Raw genomic sequence first — 17,841 nt, forward strand, 5'->3', positions numbered from 1 at the left:
GAAAAAAGATGAAGCAGCTAGGTTTATTATTGTCATTGGCAATTATCCTCTGGTGTATAACATTGCCAGCAGTAGCAGTAGATTGGACTCATCCCCTATCATTTAGCAACGCTGAGTTAGGAAAACATGATTTTTCTGGACAAAATTTACAAGCTGCTGAATTTTCTAATGCTAATTTAGAAATGGCTAATTTTGCTAATGCTGACTTGCGGGGGGCAGTTTTCAGTGCTTCTGTCATGACCCGAGCAAATTTACATGGGGCGGACCTAACCAATGCTATGTTGGATCAGGTAAAATTAACGGGTGCTGATTTAAGTGATGCCATTTTTTTGGAGGCAATTTTGCTGCGTTCTAGCTTTACCGACACAAATATTGACGGAGCGGATTTCAGTGAAGCTATTTTAGATCGGGGACAAGTAAAGGAATTGTGCAAGAGCGCCAGGGGAGTAAACTCTCAAACCCATGTTCAGACTCGGGATTCTTTGGGGTGTAGATGAAGCGCATAGGTATAATTGGTGGTGGACAACTGGCTTTGATGATGGGGGAAGCAGCTAAAAGCCTGGGTTTGGAATTGATAGTACAGACTCCTGCTAGAACTGACCCTGCGGTGGCTATTGCTCAGGATGTGGTTTTAGCATCGGTTGAGGATGCGGTGGCAACGGGTGTGTTAGCTACTAAATCGGATCTGATTACCTTTGAAAATGAGTTTGTTAATTTAGATGCCTTGTATGGTTTAGAGAAGCAGGGTGTGTGTTTTCGTCCCCATTTAGGAGCTTTGGCTCCTTTATTGGATAAGTATCATCAAAGATGCTATTTGAGAGATTTAAATTTACCTGTGCCACGATTTTTCCCTTGGGTAAATTGGCCAGATTTGGCATTTCCCCTAGTGGTTAAAGCTAGGAGACATGGTTATGATGGTCAGGGTACTTTTATTATAGACAATCATGCTAGTTTTTCTAATTTAGTCAATCAAGTTGATAAAAAACCTGTTGAATTCCTCATTGAAGAATTTGTTCCTTTTACTAAAGAGTTGGCAATTGTTGCTGCTCGTTCAGTGAAGGGAGAAATTGTGACCTATCCAGTAGTGGAAACCCAACAGGAAAAACAAGTTTGTCGCAGGGTGATTGTCCCAGCGGATATTACCCCTAACCAGGAAGACCAGATTGTGGCGATCGCCCGTAAGATATTAACCAGTCTAGGAGTAGTGGGGGTATTTGGGATTGAGTTATTTATTACTGCTGGGGGGAAGATTTTAATCAACGAAATTGCACCGAGGACTCATAACTCTGGGCATTTTTCCTTAGATGCTTGTAAAACATCCCAATTTGAGCAACAGCTCAGAGCTGTTGCGGGAATGGACTTAGGGGACACAAGTTTAACCTTTCCAGCTGCGGTCATGGTCAACCTATTAGGGTATGAAGAATCACATAATGAATATTTCCAGATTAGGGAAAAATTAGCAACTATTCCCCACTCTCATCTACACTGGTATGGCAAAAGGGAATCTCGTCCGGGACGTAAATTAGGACATATCACAATATTAGTAGAAGAGCTAAATCGAGAGTCCATAGAGCAAATTATTTGCGAAGTGGAGTCTATATGGTATGCTAGAAATGCTGCGGATGGATAGGAGAAAATTTTTTTCTCCTCCCCCTATACAAATAATAGTTAATAGTTATAAGATAGGAGTTGAACTACGACGTTGGTGACTGCCCTCAAGTTTTTTGATCTATGTCTTTAACGAAAAGGGAACCAATTAGTTCTTGTGGCAGTAGACCGAGCTTGTACTCGGAAACTTTAAACAAGCAACAGCCATTCCCACCTGGTTTAACCAGGTCATAAACTTAGGTAAAACGGCGTTGTGGTCAACTAATCATAGGTTTTTAGTTTTTAAAAACTAAAAAACAACTTTCTTTTGTGCTATTCTCAATTTGGCTGAGCGCGAGCGGGGATTGTGTTGAATTTCGGACTCTGTAGCCGTAATTGGCTTTTTAGTCATCACAGTTAATAAGTCAGAGTTCCGTAACCCGTGTTTGACAATTCTATCCTCCAAGCTATGAAAACTAATAAAAGCAATTTTTCCTCCAGGAACTAGGGAAGGGGGTGCTTTGTGAAGCAAAGCTTCCAGGACTTGTAACTCATCATTCACTGCTAGACGTAGAGCTTGAAACACACGGGTTGCCGGGTGTATTCTACCATAGCGATATTTAGGTGGAACACAGGAGCTGATGGATTCTGCTAATTGTGTAGTGGTGGAAAAAGGGCGGTTTTCGATGATGCGCCTGGCTATTTTCCGGGAAAGTCTTTCTTCACCATATTTAAAGAAAATATGGGTCAGTTCTTGTTCATCCCACCCATTAACTATATCAGCAGCGGTGAGAGATTGTTGCTGATTCATGCGCATATCCAGATCAGCAGTATTTCTAAAACTAAACCCCCTTACTGGATTATCCAAATGATAGGAACTAACTCCCAAATCTGCCAAAATGCCATCATAAGTATTGGGAAGGAAGGGAAAATTAGCAAAATTAGTGTGTAGAAAATCAACACGATCTCCAAACTCAGACAAGTGGATTTTTGCTGCTTTCAGAGCATCCAAATCTTGGTCAACCGCCATCACCTTAGTGTTGTCAGCAGCTTGTAATATTAACCGAGAGTGTCCACCACCACCCACAGTTAAATCCAAATAATTACCACCCCCTTGGATATTTAAACCCCTAATTAATTCCTCACCCAGAACGGGAATATGAGAAAAAGCAAATTGATTTAATGGTGTGTGAGTTGAGAAATCACAGTTATTGATAACCATCAACTCATTTCTCCTGTATTAAAACATAAGGTTCTATAATTAACGCATTAAATCTTTTAGTGGGATCGCCATTCCAATCTCCTAACTGTATGGGAGAAGGCTTGCTAATTAATTTTTCATCAATCCACACCCCAACAGAATGGGTATTATCACTAGCGATCGCCTCTCCCACATCTAATAGGTCCAATCCCGATGCTACAACAATAATAGCATCTCTTTGGGCATGGGGGACTAACCACTCCCATTCTGCTTCATCTAGGTTCTCTGTTAGTTTTTCTCTTAAATCTGACATAATTCGCCTATTTACTACCTACCCAAATCATGTAACGTGTTGATAGCGTCCGCACATTGATGAGTAACTGCTTCCAATTCCTCCTTACTTGTGGAACTAGGAGTTGCAATCAATTTACCAATTCTAATAGTTAAGGGAACCTTACGGGGAATAGGTGTGCCCGGTTGGACAATTTTTTCACTTCCCCACAAACTCACCGGTAATAGGGGGACCTGGGCTTTAGCAGCTAGTAGGGCGGCGCCTCGTTTAGGGTCATGAATACGCCCATCACGGGTTCTAGTTCCTTCCAAAAATACTCCCACTGCCCAACCATTTTTCAAATATTCTAAGGCGTATCTAATTGCTCCTCTATCTGCCGTGCCACGACTTACCGGATAGGCACCATATAATTTAATAGCCTGGGCTAAAACAGGAATTTTGAATAATTCCTCTTTGGCCATGTATGCTACAGGACGACATACACAATTAGAAACTATGGGAGGGTCAAAGTAACTGGCGTGGTTACTGACGATCACCAACCCACCGGTTTGGGGAACATTTTCCACCCCATAGATTTTGCCCCCAAAGTAAGCGTGTAACATGGGGCTAACCACCGACCATTTGAAAGCGTGGTAAAGTGCTAAACTAATTAAGGGTTCCCGTTCTCTGGTCACGAAAATAATTTAAAAGCGACTATATTTAGAATAGTTCATGGCGATCGCTTTTTGCCATCCTGCACTAATTACCTCTTTTTTATTTCCCATGTCCACAGAATTTTTTATTGGCAGTAGAGTTCGTTTAGTCACCCTACCCCCCTACATCAAAACTGCTGATCCCATGCCCATGTTACGTCCTCCGGATGTAGTTAGCATGCAGGAAGAAGGTACAGTTATTGACCTGCGACCGGGGGGATATTGGGTAGTGCGTTTTAGCCAGGGTACCTTTCTAGTAGAAGGTCAATATATGGAAAGAGCAGATTATTGATTGTTAAGAATTAAGATGTTTTGAAAGTTCAATCGAATTTAGAGTGCGAATTCAATGTAGCATTGTTTCCTGTTAACCGCGATCTGTTTTTCTCCCCCAAACTATGCCCTTTCCAAGATCCAGTGGAATTTTACTTCATCCCAGTTGTTTTCCCAGTCGCTTCGGGATTGGTGACCTGGGGTTGGAAGCCTATCGTTTTATTGATTTTCTGAAAGAGAGCTATCAGCAGTATTGGCAAGTTTTACCCCTAGGTCCCACGGGCTATGGTAGTTCTCCTTACATGTGCTATTCTGCCATGGCGGGGAATCACTTACTAATTAGTCCAGACAAGCTAGTAAATGAGGGTTTGTTATGTGAGGCTGACTTTGCTGATTTACCCCAATTTACTGCTGATAAAGTAGATTTTGCACAAGTGATCCCCCAAAAAATCAATTTGCTCCAGCGGGCATGCGATAATTTTCAAAGAAGTGCTAATAGTCACCAAAGGGCGGCATTTGATCAATTTTGCCAGAGTAAAGGTTATTGGTTAAACAATTATGCCTTGTTCATGTCCATCAAAGATGCCCAAGACGGAGAAGGTTGGTATAATTGGCCATTAGAATTAGCTAAGCGGGAACCAGAAGCCATAAGCAGGATTGAGCAAGATTTAGCAGAACAAATATTCTATTACAAATTTATTCAATATGAGTTTTTTCGTCAGTGGTCAGAACTCAAAGAGTACGCCAACGAACGGGGAATAGGTATTATTGGGGATATACCCATTTATGTAGCTCATGATAGTGCTGACGTGTGGGCAAATCCCGAGTTTTTTGCCTTAGATACAAAGACGGGAGCGGTGGATCTAATGGCCGGGGTGCCACCAGACTATTTTAGCGCCACTGGTCAATTGTGGGGAAATCCGGTGTACAACTGGGAGGAATTAGAAAAGCAGGATTTTGCATGGTGGGTACAACGTTTTGAAGCCATACTAGATTATGTGGATATAATCCGCATTGACCACTTTCGGGGTTTTGAAGCCTATTGGGCTGTTCCCCAAGGAGAAGAAACTGCTATTAACGGGGAGTGGATAAAAGCACCTGGAAAAGAGTTTTTTGCCCTAGTTAAACAAAGACTTGGCAAATTGCCAATTCTAGCTGAAGATCTGGGAATTATCACCTCAGAGGTAGAGGCGCTAAGAGATGAATTTGAGTTTCCTGGAATGAAGGTATTACAATTTGCCTTCGGTTCCGATCCTGGCAATCCATTTCTACCCTTTAACTATCCCAGAAATGCTGTGGTCTATACTGGTACCCATGATAATGACACGACTGTTGGCTGGTTTCACACTGCCAACGACTACGAAAAGCAAAACCTGTTATTATACTTAGGTGGTGTTAGTAGTGATGGAATTAACTGGGACTTGATCCGACTAGCTTTGATATCCGTTGCTAATCAGGCAATCATTCCCCTACAGGATATTTTGGGGTTGGGAACGGAGTCCAGAATGAACTACCCGGGTACAACAGAAGGTAACTGGGAATGGCGTTATGAAGAAGGTGTGCTAAGTCAAGAACTGAGCAATCGTCTCAAGACCATCACTCAACTTTGTGGTCGATCTCCCAAAACTTCCTGATTTGGCTCCTGGGGGTGGGAGTTGATTAGGGTGGTAGGTGTGCACCCCCCAATAACCATCAAAATTGAAGGTTTTTAGATGCAATTCTAATTTCACCAGATCTCCCTGGTTTTCCCATTTGTTTAGGTTCTTCCTGATTGACCTTCATTACCACACCTCCAGCATTATTTGTTTTGACTATGAGTTCCTCAGTAGCTTCCCAATCCCTTTGGGATCCCTGGGTCAAAACTCCTTCAAATTTTGTTTTGCCATCAGCCACAACGTGTATCCAAGCTTGTGAATTCACCATAATATGAACCTGGAGAGGATCATTACTGGTATCATTTCCATTACTATCTAAATTGACCAGTTGACGCACTTTTACTATTTTAATGGGGGTTTTTCTACCAGATATATCGGTACTAGCTTGCAGGTGAGGTTTATTGTCGTTGTCTTTAGCTTCTATATTTTGGGTTAGGGATTGAGATAGACCATTTACTGAACAAACTATGACAAATATGTAAAGCAAATAAAGATGGAAAGCACGTAATTCTAAGAAACCCCGAGTTCTATACCCATATCTAGGTTTAAAAACCAATTTTGGCGACCCCGTGGGGAAGTTACTGGCTAACTCCACACCATTTAAGCCTAGTGCATTGGCAAATTGTCTGATTAAACCCTGAATATAAACAGGTTCAGGTAGACTCGACAAGTCTCCTACCTCAATTGCCGTTAGTAGACGGCCGGGAATTCTAGTGATCGAAACCACTTCACTTATAGACAAACCCTTTTCCTGACGCAAAGCTGCTAACTGACTACCCAACTCTGAAAGTTTTTGTAACTGTTGCTCTTCTATTGAGAGGTTTTTTGGTTTGTGGGCCCTTTTAGGCAACCTTAACCATTTCGTAATTTTCAACATACTCCCCGTTCCTTAATCACTCCCTACCTGATTCCAATTACAAGTTAACTCAATTTCGTATCCGGTGGATCAGATGCTGTAATAAAATAATCTCGCTGGTTATAAGATGACGATACTTACCAATATCAGTAAATTTACCATATGAATTGTGTAGTTGAATCGTCCCTACAGCTCTCCGATCAAGGTGCACAACTGGGTATCCCAACTGTTGAGCCACACGACGAATTTGACGGTTTCTTCCCTCCTGTAAAATAATCTCCAGTTTACTTTGGGTGATCCCCTGTTCGATTAATTTAACTTGGGCAGTTCGTGTTTTCCTCCCGTCTAACATTACTCCCTGACTCCACATCCTCAGAACGTTTGTTGGCGGATGTCCCTCCACTACAACATGATAGGTTTTGGGAATATCATGACTAGGATGAGTAAGAGCAAATGTTAGATCTCCATCATTGGTTAAGATTAATGCCCCAGTAGAATCAGCATCTAACCTTCCCACAGGATGAATGCCAGTACCCTGGCGTAATTTTGCCGGTAACAGATCTAAAACTGTTGTTCTACCTTGGGGATCATTACAGGTGGAAACCACTCCTGCGGGTTTATTTAATAGTAAATACACTAAAGGTGGACGATTATCTTCTACAACAAGTTTACCATCAATGGAGATCATATCCACTCTAGGATCGACTTTTTGACCCAAGCGCGCCAAGATACCATTAATCCGTACTCGTGACTGCCCAATCATTTCTTCAGCTTCACGACGGGAGGCTATACCCCATTGAGAAATAATTTTTTGTACCCTTGTTTCCACAATTTATTTCCTCATTACGGTCATAAATAACGGTAATAACGGTTCAAATTCATGGTTGAATTCTGTGTGCCTCCTAATTGATAAAATTGACAAGTATACACAATGGACAATAGGGTTGTCGAGTTAAATGACAGAACGAACTTCGGACGGAGAAAAAAGTAGTAAGACCCGAATAGTAACTAAGATTCTTAATGCAGCAATTAAGCTTTGGTTAAGGTCTCAATTAAGTCAGGTTTACGAGCTAGAGATTAGTGTTGATACAGATGATCAGCAGTTGCTTTCCGGGCGTATCCCCAAGGTCTCCATTTTGGCGACTAAGGCAGTTTACCAGGGTATTCATATTACCCGTGTTCAACTTACAGCTCAGGACATACATGTTAACCTTGGTTCTGTGATCCGAGGCCAACCATTACGATTGTTGTCAGTAGTGCCCGTGTTTGGTGAACTACTGATCAACGAGCTGGAACTGAATAGTTCCATGTCTTCTCCCCTACTTTCCACTGCTATCAACGAGACAGCACTTAGAACAATACCAGAACTTGGCAAAAAATACCAGTCTATTTTCTGGAATGAAATTGCACTCCATACCCAGGGTTTTATACTCCAAGGTGTGGCTCAAAGTGCTGGACAGTCCGATTCTTTAGAGGTTCGCGCCAAATTACAATTGGTGAGCGGGCAAGAAATAAAATTAACACTGTGTAAGGGCATCTATAGTCCATGGCAAGCTGCAGAAAGTGAGATTGATCATATTGAAGAATTTTTATACCTGGGTTCGGATGTAGATTTAGAGGAATTGAGTCTGGAATCGGGCCAGATCTTCTGTCGAGGAAAGATTAATGTCAATCCATAAAGTATTTAGATACCAACACTCGTGTTAATCAATTAGGGGTAATATTAGGGTGATAAAATAATAAACCAAAGGAGCGGTAAAAATATAACTGTCAGTGCGGTCCAATATTCCACCATGACCGGGGATCAACTGTCCAGAATCTTTGACCCCCGCATCTCTTTTAAGCAAAGATTCGGTCAAATCTCCTAACAAACTGGCAATGCCAATTAATAAACCTAGTGTCAAACCAGTCAGGAAGAAATAAGGCAAATTGAGAAAATATGCCCCCCACAAAGCTAAGACGAGACTGCCCACCATACCAAAAATCGCCCCTTCCACGGTTTTTTTGGGACTGATACTGGAAAGAGGAGTTCTGCCAAAATATTTACCAAATATATAAGCACCTATATCAGTAGCCCAAATACACAAAAAAGTTAGCATGGTAAAGGTGAAACCCCGGGGTAAATCGTCTGGTTTAATTTGTACAAGTTGGGTATTAGATAAGTAGTCATATAAGTAATTACCCAAGTTGACATATTCACTAACACTTACATCCTGAATATTTCGCAGTCTCACCCAATAGCTGGGTAAATAACCAACATAAAACAAACCCATAATAGAAGCGGAAATATCAGCAATGGTGGCAAATTGCGGTTGAAAAAGTAGGTAAAAACAAATAAAAGTTCCCGCTATGGGCATAATTGCATCTGCTAAACTAGGTTGGAAATTGCAAATGCCTAATAAAATTAAACTGACAGAGATGGTAGTTTTAGCAGCAGGTCTCATTCCTCTGGAACGAACTAAATTAAAATATTCCAGTTGACCAAAAAACACAATTATACCAATAGCTATCGTGAAATACCAACCTCCCAACAACGTGCAAGATACAGCAAGAACAATAGCAATAATTCCACTAATAATTCTAGACCAAGGCATGGCAAATAATAATATTTGAGATTTTCGACTTTGGATTCAATCAAGTTTTTCACCACTAAGGATAAAAATAGGATCCGTAGAGACAAGGGTTTGAGAAAAACCTCTGGTTTCCAATCGGTTAACAGCAGACTGCATAACTTCTATATTTCTAGCTGTTAACTCTGATAGGGTTTGAGATATGGCATATAGACTCTCTAGATTAGCAGCTGTAGCAACCACACGACCAGATAAAGGTAAATAATTCCAGATGGCTTGTAAAATTTCTCCGATAGCTCTCCCCCCTTCTATACAAACACGATCAGGTATTGCCTGTATACTATTCAGGCAATCTGGAGCAGTCCCCTCTACCACTCTAATATTTTTTACTTGAAAGCGATCGCAATTACGCTTGATTAAATTGGCGACTTCCTCATCTCTTTCCACAGCTATCACCTGTCCCTGGGGACATAATAAACCTACTTCTATGGCAATTGTCCCCGTACCAGCTCCCACATCCCACAATACAGAATCCGGTTTAAGACGCAGTTGAGAAATCAACAACAATCGCAATTCTCTTTGACTAAAAGGTATACCTGGTAAGTTTTCAAATAGGTCATCGGGTATACCAGGGCTAATATAAGGCCAAAGTTGGCAAGGCATAGGTTACTAAAGGTAAAATTTTAACCTGGAAGCATTTCAGGGATAGATCATCTATCCCTGGTCAACTTATAGCCATAGCGCGGGCGGAGCGCCTACCTGACTAAGTATTTATCACGTCCCCGATTGCCAGGAATTTATGTACTCGATTTGAGCTACTGTTAACGTATCAATTGCAATGCCCAAGGCTTGCAATTTCAACTGGGCAATTTCTTGATCTACTTCTTTGGGTATGGAATATAGACCTGGTGATAATTTACCTTGGTTTTTTACTAAGTATTCACACGCTAAGGCCTGGTTGGCAAAACTCATATCCATTACTGCACTGGGATGTCCTTCCGCAGCAGCTAGGTTAACTAAACGACCTTCACCTAGTACAATAACTGATTTGCCATTCTGGAGTACATACTGTTCTGTAAAGGGTCGAACTACTTTGATTTCCTTGGCTTGGGAAGCTAGATATTTGAGGTCTAATTCTATATCAAAGTGTCCAGAATTACACACAATTGCCCCATCTTTCATGGCGTCGAAGTGTTCACCTCTGACCACGTGTTTATTACCGGTCACAGTAATAAATATATCGCCTTGGGGTGCTGCTTCGGACATGGGTAACACACGGAAACCATCCATTACCGCTTCAATTGCTTTAATGGGGTCAATTTCTGTAACAATAACGTTTGCACCTAGACCACGGGCACGTAGGGCGGTTCCTTTACCACACCAACCATAACCTGCTACCACAATAGTCTTCCCTGCTAGTAGTATATTCGTAGCACGAATAATACCATCTAAGGTAGATTGACCTGTACCATAGCGGTTATCAAAGAAGTGCTTGGTATCAGCGTCATTAACGTTCATTGCTGGAAAGGTCAATACCCCATCATTTAACATTGCTCGTAACCGAACAATACCTGTTGTGGTTTCTTCCGTTGTTCCAATGAGATCTGCTATTTGGTGTTGGCGTTCTTGAACTAAGGTAGCAACTACGTCACTACCATCATCAATAATAATATTTGGACGGTGGTCTAAGGCAATTTGTACGTGACGACTATAGGTCTGGGCATCTTCCCCTTTGATGGCAAACACTGGAATGCCATAATCACTCACTAAGCAAGCAGCTACATCATCTTGAGTTGATAGGGGATTACTAGCAATTAAAACCGCATCAGCACCACCTGCTTTGAGGGCGATGGCCAAATGTGCTGTTTCGGTGGTAACATGGGCGCAGGCGACCAATCTCAAACCAGCAAAGGGCTTTTCTTGTTCAAAGCGATCGCGGATTTGTTTTAGTACGGGCATTTCTCTTCCGGCCCAGTCAATACGTTGTCTTCCCAAGGGAGCTAGAGCAAGGTCTTTAACCTCGTGCTTTAATCGGGGAGCAGTTACAGTCATGAAAAGTTATCCTCTATAAAAAAATCCTATTTGTCTGGAGCTATTGGTCTTTGGAGGGATTTTGAACCTCCCCCTTTTGACTAATTACCTTGGACAAGGGGTTAAGAAACCTTTACGTACTTTAACAAGATTTTTCCCAACTGGCAAACTTTTGGTTAAATTACTGTCAACTTTTTAAGAATCAACTGTTGAATTTTTTGATTAATAACATTCAGATCAAATTTTTGTTGGCTAAGCTGTCGTGCATAACTAGCAATATTTTGGATCTGTTGTTGTTGGTCAAAACAATATTTAATTATATCTGCCAACTCCTGGGGTTGATTAGGTGTAACTAAAAAACCATTTGTGCCATTTTCTATTAGTTCTACAGCTCCTCCAGATTTAGCTGCAATGACGATTTTACCACAGAGCATACCTTCCACAATAACTCTTCCAAAAGGTTCAGGTGCAATGGATGTATGGGTGATTAAATCACAAGCTGACATTAATTGTGGTATATCCTGACGAAAGCCTAAAAATTTAACTCGGTGTTCCAATTGTAGGTGATGAACTTTTTGGTGTAATTCCCGAACATACTCATGTTCGCCAAATAAAGCATCTCCCACCAGAATAGCTGTGATATTGTCTGGAACATGGGCTAATGCTTCTACCAGAATGTGCTGTCCCTTCCATGGAGATAACCTACTGAAATGTCCAATGACAAATTTATCCTCTACTGCTAAAGTGTTTCGTATTTGCTGAATTTGATATCCTGATGCTTGATAGTTTTTCATATCAAACCCATTATATACAACTTCTACCTGTTGAGAGTTTCCTCCAGCTTGAACAAATGCGTCCTTACTAGCTTGAGAGTTAGCAATCACTAAAGATGCAAACCTATTGGCAAGATTAACAGCGATTTGTAAGTTAATGTGACTGAAATGTTCTAAAGACAAAATATCATGTAGATGGTAGACCAAGGGGACACGAGTCAAAAAACTAGCAATTGCTCCTACCACTAAAGCCTTTTGGGTGTTAGCATAGATTAAATCATAATTTTTAGCATGGGAGATAACTGCATTAATAAGAGGGATAATGTGTTGTATACTAATCAAGCTAGATAAAAAACTACTTTTCTTTCTAATAGGAATAGTTTGAGTTGTTAAAACCTCCACAGGAATTTGATAGCTTTCTAATAGCTTTCTAAAATCACCATCAGCAAATAAACCAACTAAACAAGTATCACTAAAAGGTTTAGCAATATCTAATAGACATAACTCTGCACCACCTGGTTTACCACTTTGGTCTAAAAATAGAATCTTCATAATTATCTTATTTATGGAATACAATTACCTGTCTTACCCTTTGAGCAATATTAGTCCAATCATAGTTTTCAGCAGCATAATTTCTACATTCTTCCCTAGGGGGTAAAACAATCTTTGCTAACATTACTTCCTGCAATTTATTGGCAAGACTATCAACCGCGATGGAATCAGTAATTAACTCAGGTGTAAAGGGCTGTAAAATTTCTGGCATTCCCCCTACAGGAGTACATAAAACAGGAGTTCCACAAGCCAAAGACTCCAGAATTGCCAGTCCAAAACCTTCAAAAGATTGACTTGGCATCACAGTCAAATCAGCTGCTTGGTAGGCTATAGGTAACTGTTGATCTGGTAAAAATCCTAAAAATCTGACTTGATTTTCCAATCCCAATTCCACCACTTGTTTCTCCAGAGAAGTTTGTATATGTCCACGTCCAGCAATAGCTAACCAAATATCGGGAACCACAGGCTTAATTTTTGCCATTGCTGTCAAGAGTTTATCAATTCCCATACGATTTACTAAACGACGAGAGGTAAATAATATCCGTCTTTCAGTTGGCCAACCCAGTTGTTCCCTCGCTGCTAAACGGGATAAATTATTTTGAAAATGTTTCACATCTACTCCCCCGGGAATAACATGTATTTTTTCCCAGGGAACCTCATACTGTTTATGTAAAATGTTGCCAAAAGCTCGACTTAAAACTATAAAGCGATCGCACCGGTTATAGGTATTTTTTTCCACCAAGTGTTGTTTGATCCAAATAGTCAGTTTTTTATTTAATAGTTCCTCTTGACTTTCAGCGGCCCATGGACCGTGAAAATTAAATGTAATTGGCACACTCTTGGGTAAAAGATCTAAAATAGGAAAACTATATAATGCAAAGTGTAAGTTAACTGCGTCAAAGTGATTGAGACTAATTTGCCGAAAGTTCCTGCGAATAGACCATAATCTTTGCCAAATCTTACTATGGGGGGATGCGAGATTATGTAACCTAATATTGGGAATAGACGGGGTTTGCTGTTCAGGTAGACCTACCCCACATAAATCTATCTGGTCTTGGTTAATAGCCAATTTATGAATTAGTTCATAGATGTACCTTTCCATTCCCCCTGGTGTGGTAGGGAACCAACCGCTCCCCACAGTGAGGATAGAAGCAGAACTGGATACTGATTTTGTACTTATATCTTCCACCTAACAATCTCCTTTCATAAATCGGTCAACAGTACTGATTAACAACATCAACTTACATGTGTTCACATCCGGTCAAAAATCCCGGTTCAACCATGTCTTCATAATTCAGAATAATTGAATGTTAACCTTCCAGTTAAGCCATCTATCATGAGAATTATTTTTAAAAATATACCTTCACAAGATTGGCACAGGGTTGACTGGTAAAAGTGATTGCTGGGTGGAAGTTCTGATGACGGGGACTTAGATTTTCGTATTCTCAGATTTAGATGTCAAGATTCCTCCTTAAAATTTCACCTTATATAAGGTTATCATTTCCCCTACACCTAATTGTTCATTCACTATTTTACCCCCTTGAGATTTAATAGTTTTTTTCCAGTCGCTGGCAGTTTCTAAAAATACCTCCGTGCCTAAATAGGTCTCCAAAACTGCCCAATCTTCTGCTACTGGCTGAGCAGAATTAATGGTGTCAAAGACAAAATTTCCACCGGGTTTTAAGACCCGTTTTACCTCCTCTAGTACCAATTGCCAATATTCTAAAGGAAAGTAATAACTAAATCCTGTAGCAATCACTAAATCAAACTGTGCTCCATCATATTCTAAATGATGAGCTGCTCCTAATTCCACACCCTTAAACAGCTTAGAATTTAATTGGGAACCCCGAGAATTTAGAGCGTCTCTGGCTATATTACTAATTTCCTGTCCGTGGAAATATGCTTGCCAATCTCGCCAAGGATATATTAAAAAACTGACCCCGCACCCAATATCTAAACAATGTTGATTTTTTTGAGGTTGAGCAATTTCCCAAAATGGAGCGGCAATTTTTGATGATAGGGTACCACTTTTCCATTCTTGATAAATGGACATTTGTTTGATTTCCTCTGGCAGTTCAAAAGGTTGATTTTGATATTGTTGATTGAATCGATGAGCTACCTGTTCTATTCTCTGTTGCCATTTGTCCGCAGAATAGCTGTTTTTAAAAATATGGGAGAGTGAATTTTTAGACATGATTTCTCCGTAACGTAATTAAACTCTAGCTAATAATGGTGCAGCACCCAGCAGAGTTTGGGTGTAAGGATGCTGGGGATGGGAAAATATTTCCTTCGTTTTTCCTAATTCTACTATTTTACCACTATTCATTACGGCAATGCGATCGCACAAAAACCTAGCCAACCATAAGTCATGGGTAATAAATAGGTAAGTTAGATCAAATTCTGCCTTTAATTGTAACATTAAATCCAAAACCTGGGTTTGGACACTAGCATCCAACATACTCACAGGTTCATCACAGATTACTAATTTAGGATGGGTAATCAAAGCTCTCGCTATGGCTACCCGTTGTTGCTGTCCCCCTGATAAATCTGCTGGATAACGGCGATAATAAGTTTGCCAAGGAGTTAACCCCACTTTTTCTAACATCCATAAAACCTGTTCTTCCGCCTGTTTTCCACGGGCTATTTTGTGAATTAATAGGGGATCTGCTATACTTTCTCCTATCGTCATGGCTGGGTTTAAACAAGCATGGGGATCTTGAAATATCATTTGAATTTCCCTGCGGAAATTACGAATTTCTTCACGGGATAATCCCGTTAATTCTTGCCCTAAAAATTCCACTTTTCCCCCCGTGGGAGGAATCAATTGTAAAATGGTTCTGGATAGGGTACTTTTACCACAACCTGACTCTCCTACCAGACCTAATATCTCTCCTGGATATAATTCTAAGTTAATGCCATCTACTGCTTTGATTGTTTCCTGTTGACTCTGAAATAATCGCTCTAGAAAATTCGGCTCTATAGTATAATACTGTTGTAATTCTGTTATTTTGAGGATGGGATTTTCTTTTTTCTCTTCTTCTCCCATACCTACCGGTTCTTGCTGAATGTGTAGAGCTGCTTTTAATAAAGACTGGGTGTATTCATGCTGTGGTTGTTTAAATACACTCTCTGTTTTACCCATTTCCACTATTTTACCTTGGTACATCACCCCAATGCGATCGCAATATTCTGCTACCATTGCTAAATCATGGGAAATCAACAACAAGCCCATATTATCTTCTGCACACAGTCTAGTTAGTTCTTGTAAAATCTGGGCAGAAACAGTTACATCTAAACTAGTTGTTGGTTCATCCGCAATAATTAACTTGGGATTGAGCAACAAAGCTAAAGCAATAGCCACTCTTTGACGCATTCCTCCACTAAACTCATGGGGGTACTGACTCCAACGACTTCCAGGAATTTTTACTTTTTCTAAGGTAGCTAAAACTCTTTCCTTAGCTTGTTTTTTCGTCAGTTGTGGTGAATGTGCAGCTAAGGTTTCCAAACAGTGTTCACTAATAGTCATTAATGGGTCTAATCGGGTCATGGGATCTTGAAACACCAAAGCCACCGCTTCACCTCGAAACTGTCGCATTTGAGCAGGAGTTAAATCTAACACTGAACTCCCGCGAAAATTTACCTGACCTTGAACCCGACTATGTTCAGGCAATAATCGCATAATTGCCCGACCAATAGTAGATTTACCACAACCAGACTCACCCACCAAACCAATCTTTTCTCCTGGTTTTAGACTAAAGGATACATCATTAACCGCCCAGATTGGAGCTTGGTCATAATCTTGGGGATAAGCTACACAAAGATTTTGAATATTCAATAGGGATTCAGTCATAGAGAAATTTGCTCAGTACCACAATGATAACAATAGGGTAACTTCTTATAGGTCAAGTTATGGCAATGGTGACATTCCACATACTGGTAATAACCACAATGGGGACAATGGGCCTCACGAAACCTGAGGTTTCTTCCACAGTTGATGCACTGGGAGTTCTGTACTCTTTTACCCGCTTGAATTTTACTATTAAAAACTACATTCCTTTGTAACAACTTGATGATCCCAAACCCAACTAGGGGAATCACTACAATATAAACATAGCTAACTAAGAACAGTAAACCTCCCAACAAGCTACTAATAATATCTACTAAGAATTTAAATACTACACCAACTTGCAGAAACTCCAAGACCTTGATAACTAGGGGAATCACAAATATAACTAGCAAATGCCAGCTAATTAGAGATACTAGTCCATATCCTTGGCGTTGTGACCTACCATAAATTAATGAAGCGATGAAGATTAAAGGTAATAGGAATATAGCTTGCAGGGTTACTTGAATACTGGGATACCAAAATGAAGCTGTTTTATAGCCATTAACTAGGTTAGAAAATTGGATTTTATCCTGCAAAACCGAGAGAAGTTTGACACTTGCTGGTTGGTTGAGTAGCTGATTTTTCTTCTTTTTATTTTCCTCTTTAAGTTGGGCAATTTGCCTTGTATTCCTATCCAGGTTTTGCCTAGCTTCCTCAGCTTTTACTTGGTTGATAGACTTACTATCAGGTTGACGAACCATTTTTTCCAGAAGGGTGGAATCGTATTGTCTACGAATTTCGGCATTTTCTTGCCCCAACTTATTGATTTTTTCTTGGGTCTGACCAATACTTTGTAAAACTTGCCGATTTTGAACGGTATTTAAATTGTTTTTTAATACGCCATAGTTCAGGCAAATTTCTGATACTTTCCCTAATCTTCCTTGTTCTTGCTGTTTATATTGTGTGTTAAAGTTAGGCTGATTATTTTCCACTAATGAATTACTAATTATTTCATAATCTTTAGTTGCTGAGGTTTGCTCTTGATAACCCTTCCATTCATAATAACAGGGATAAGTTTCATCAGGGCTAAGATACCATCTACCAATACTGTCTAATCCTGTAAAAACATTGATGAGAATAAAAATGTCTATTATGATAATAACCATCAAGCTGGCCTTATTTAGGGGTTCTCGATTAAGTGTGCCAGTATTGTTGAAAAATTTACTAAAGAGATTACGTATTCTGTTTAACATATTAAATCTGTTAGTTAGTTGTTAAGTTTTCTAGTGGTGTTGTTTATGTGCGAAAGTTACATGCTTGTGCTACCAAAATAATGATTTCCCAGCGAGCCCCAAGGGGAAAATTTGTGGGGCGTAATATTGGGTGGTACGTCCCACCCATGGAAAATATTAACTGGTGCTGTAGAAAGCTACTCTTGGTTTTGCTGACTTACAAAATGATTTTACTAAACTTTGATAACTTTGACCAGGACTCCTACAAAATGATCGCAGTTGACTTTACTTAAAAGTGCTGCAA

General features: G+C 40.2%; 18 protein-coding genes and 1 other RNA gene. 6 read left to right on the plus strand and 13 right to left on the minus strand.

Annotated elements, in window-relative coordinates:
* Positions 1–8: 8 nt before the first annotated feature.
* From IAR63_RS07525 to ssrS, 3 genes are all read left to right on the plus strand, one after another.
* Positions 9–497 carry a pentapeptide repeat-containing protein gene (locus IAR63_RS07525; protein WP_187707143.1) on the plus strand — a complete coding sequence of 163 codons (489 nt, stop codon included), beginning with the start codon at positions 9–11 and terminating at the stop codon, positions 495–497.
* Complete coding sequence (locus IAR63_RS07530; RefSeq protein WP_187707144.1) at positions 494–1,630, plus strand: 5-(carboxyamino)imidazole ribonucleotide synthase; 1,137 nt, start codon at positions 494–496, stop codon at positions 1,628–1,630. The genes IAR63_RS07525 and IAR63_RS07530 overlap by 4 nt, the downstream gene beginning before the upstream one ends.
* 58 nt (positions 1,631–1,688) lie before the next feature.
* Positions 1,689–1,872, plus strand: a non-coding RNA gene (ssrS, locus tag IAR63_RS07535) — 6S RNA.
* A gap of 25 nt (positions 1,873–1,897) precedes the next feature.
* On the opposite strand, the gene rsmH is transcribed toward ssrS, so the two are convergent.
* From rsmH to IAR63_RS07550, 3 genes are read right to left on the minus strand one after another with little or no spacing between them, the layout of a single operon-like run.
* The gene (gene rsmH / locus IAR63_RS07540) at positions 1,898–2,809 is read right to left on the minus strand and encodes a 16S rRNA (cytosine(1402)-N(4))-methyltransferase RsmH (RefSeq protein WP_187707145.1); all 912 of its coding nucleotides are present in this window, start codon (positions 2,807–2,809) and stop codon (positions 1,898–1,900) included.
* Positions 2,810–2,813: 4 nt separating this feature from the next.
* Positions 2,814–3,101 carry a DUF2288 domain-containing protein gene (locus tag IAR63_RS07545; RefSeq protein WP_187707146.1) on the minus strand — a complete coding sequence of 96 codons (288 nt, stop codon included), beginning with the start codon at positions 3,099–3,101 and terminating at the stop codon, positions 2,814–2,816.
* A 14-nt stretch (positions 3,102–3,115) separates the two neighbouring features.
* A complete protein-coding gene (locus IAR63_RS07550; protein ID WP_096544068.1) occupies positions 3,116–3,754 on the minus strand; it encodes a lysophospholipid acyltransferase family protein in 639 nt (212 codons plus the stop codon).
* 88 nt (positions 3,755–3,842) lie between these two features.
* On the opposite strand from IAR63_RS07550, the gene sipA reads away from it, so the two are divergent.
* Complete coding sequence (gene sipA, locus IAR63_RS07555; protein ID WP_141304035.1) at positions 3,843–4,064, plus strand: regulatory protein SipA; 222 nt, start codon at positions 3,843–3,845, stop codon at positions 4,062–4,064.
* A 103-nt stretch (positions 4,065–4,167) separates the two neighbouring features.
* A complete protein-coding gene (malQ, locus tag IAR63_RS07560) occupies positions 4,168–5,676 on the plus strand; it encodes a 4-alpha-glucanotransferase (protein ID WP_187707147.1) in 1,509 nt (502 codons plus the stop codon).
* 58 nt (positions 5,677–5,734) lie between these two features.
* On the opposite strand, the gene IAR63_RS07565 is transcribed toward malQ, so the two are convergent.
* The gene (locus tag IAR63_RS07565; RefSeq protein ID WP_187707148.1) at positions 5,735–6,574 is read right to left on the minus strand and encodes a helix-turn-helix domain-containing protein; all 840 of its coding nucleotides are present in this window, start codon (positions 6,572–6,574) and stop codon (positions 5,735–5,737) included.
* A gap of 49 nt (positions 6,575–6,623) precedes the next feature.
* Positions 6,624–7,382: a pseudouridine synthase gene (locus tag IAR63_RS07570; RefSeq protein WP_187707149.1), complete on the minus strand. Its 759-nt coding sequence runs from the start codon at positions 7,380–7,382 to the stop codon at positions 6,624–6,626.
* Positions 7,383–7,509: 127 nt separating this feature from the next.
* On the opposite strand from IAR63_RS07570, the gene IAR63_RS07575 reads away from it, so the two are divergent.
* Positions 7,510–8,232 (plus strand): LmeA family phospholipid-binding protein, encoded by a 723-nt coding sequence (locus IAR63_RS07575; protein WP_187707150.1) that lies wholly within the window; start codon positions 7,510–7,512, stop codon positions 8,230–8,232.
* Between the two features lie 24 nt (positions 8,233–8,256).
* Here the strand turns inward: IAR63_RS07575 and IAR63_RS07580 are convergent, their stop codons facing one another.
* The 8 genes from IAR63_RS07580 to IAR63_RS07615 form a co-directional block, all read right to left on the minus strand.
* On the minus strand, positions 8,257–9,147 hold the full coding sequence (locus IAR63_RS07580; RefSeq protein WP_187707151.1) for a phosphatidate cytidylyltransferase: 891 nt from the start codon (positions 9,145–9,147) through the stop codon (positions 8,257–8,259).
* 36 nt (positions 9,148–9,183) lie between these two features.
* Positions 9,184–9,786 (minus strand): precorrin-6Y C5,15-methyltransferase subunit CbiT, encoded by a 603-nt coding sequence (cbiT, locus tag IAR63_RS07585; protein ID WP_187707152.1) that lies wholly within the window; start codon positions 9,784–9,786, stop codon positions 9,184–9,186.
* Positions 9,787–9,897: 111 nt separating this feature from the next.
* Positions 9,898–11,175, minus strand: coding sequence for an adenosylhomocysteinase (ahcY, locus tag IAR63_RS07590; RefSeq protein WP_187707153.1), 1,278 nt, complete (start codon positions 11,173–11,175; stop codon positions 9,898–9,900).
* Positions 11,176–11,330: 155 nt separating this feature from the next.
* The gene (locus IAR63_RS07595) at positions 11,331–12,479 is read right to left on the minus strand and encodes a glycosyltransferase family 4 protein (protein ID WP_187707154.1); all 1,149 of its coding nucleotides are present in this window, start codon (positions 12,477–12,479) and stop codon (positions 11,331–11,333) included.
* 7 nt (positions 12,480–12,486) lie between these two features.
* Complete coding sequence (locus IAR63_RS07600; RefSeq protein WP_187707155.1) at positions 12,487–13,668, minus strand: glycosyltransferase family 4 protein; 1,182 nt, start codon at positions 13,666–13,668, stop codon at positions 12,487–12,489.
* 282 nt (positions 13,669–13,950) lie between these two features.
* Positions 13,951–14,673, minus strand: coding sequence for a class I SAM-dependent methyltransferase (locus tag IAR63_RS07605; protein ID WP_187707156.1), 723 nt, complete (start codon positions 14,671–14,673; stop codon positions 13,951–13,953).
* 18 nt (positions 14,674–14,691) lie between these two features.
* Positions 14,692–16,329 carry a dipeptide ABC transporter ATP-binding protein gene (locus IAR63_RS07610; RefSeq protein WP_187707157.1) on the minus strand — a complete coding sequence of 546 codons (1,638 nt, stop codon included), beginning with the start codon at positions 16,327–16,329 and terminating at the stop codon, positions 14,692–14,694.
* On the minus strand, positions 16,326–17,558 hold the full coding sequence (locus IAR63_RS07615) for a hypothetical protein (protein WP_187707158.1): 1,233 nt from the start codon (positions 17,556–17,558) through the stop codon (positions 16,326–16,328). The genes IAR63_RS07610 and IAR63_RS07615 overlap by 4 nt, the downstream gene beginning before the upstream one ends.
* Positions 17,559–17,841: the final 283 nt, after the last annotated feature.

Origin of the sequence: Cylindrospermopsis curvispora GIHE-G1 (genome assembly GCF_014489415.1) — a bacterium.
Taxonomy (GTDB): domain Bacteria; phylum Cyanobacteriota; class Cyanobacteriia; order Cyanobacteriales; family Nostocaceae; genus Raphidiopsis; species Raphidiopsis curvispora_A.

Bases quoted from the DNA above. Each gene is read 5' to 3' on its own strand.
- IAR63_RS07545 (WP_187707146.1), bottom strand. From the start codon at position 3,101: ATGTCAGATTTAAGAGAAAAACTAACAGAGAACCTAGATGAAGCAGAA.
- IAR63_RS07595 (WP_187707154.1), bottom strand. From the start codon at position 12,479: ATGAAGATTCTATTTTTAGACCAAAGTGGTAAACCAGGTGGTGCAGAG.
- malQ (WP_187707147.1), top strand. From the start codon at position 4,168: ATGCCCTTTCCAAGATCCAGTGGAATTTTACTTCATCCCAGTTGTTTT.
- rsmH (WP_187707145.1), bottom strand. From the start codon at position 2,809: ATGGTTATCAATAACTGTGATTTCTCAACTCACACACCATTAAATCAA.
- IAR63_RS07530 (WP_187707144.1), top strand. From the start codon at position 494: ATGAAGCGCATAGGTATAATTGGTGGTGGACAACTGGCTTTGATGATG.
- IAR63_RS07615 (WP_187707158.1), bottom strand. From the start codon at position 17,558: ATGTTAAACAGAATACGTAATCTCTTTAGTAAATTTTTCAACAATACT.
- IAR63_RS07565 (WP_187707148.1), bottom strand. From the start codon at position 6,574: ATGTTGAAAATTACGAAATGGTTAAGGTTGCCTAAAAGGGCCCACAAA.
- ahcY (WP_187707153.1), bottom strand. From the start codon at position 11,175: ATGACTGTAACTGCTCCCCGATTAAAGCACGAGGTTAAAGACCTTGCT.
- IAR63_RS07525 (WP_187707143.1), top strand. From the start codon at position 9: ATGAAGCAGCTAGGTTTATTATTGTCATTGGCAATTATCCTCTGGTGT.
- IAR63_RS07605 (WP_187707156.1), bottom strand. From the start codon at position 14,673: ATGTCTAAAAATTCACTCTCCCATATTTTTAAAAACAGCTATTCTGCG.
- sipA (WP_141304035.1), top strand. From the start codon at position 3,843: ATGTCCACAGAATTTTTTATTGGCAGTAGAGTTCGTTTAGTCACCCTA.
- IAR63_RS07575 (WP_187707150.1), top strand. From the start codon at position 7,510: ATGACAGAACGAACTTCGGACGGAGAAAAAAGTAGTAAGACCCGAATA.
- IAR63_RS07580 (WP_187707151.1), bottom strand. From the start codon at position 9,147: ATGCCTTGGTCTAGAATTATTAGTGGAATTATTGCTATTGTTCTTGCT.
- cbiT (WP_187707152.1), bottom strand. From the start codon at position 9,786: ATGCCTTGCCAACTTTGGCCTTATATTAGCCCTGGTATACCCGATGAC.
- IAR63_RS07610 (WP_187707157.1), bottom strand. From the start codon at position 16,329: ATGACTGAATCCCTATTGAATATTCAAAATCTTTGTGTAGCTTATCCC.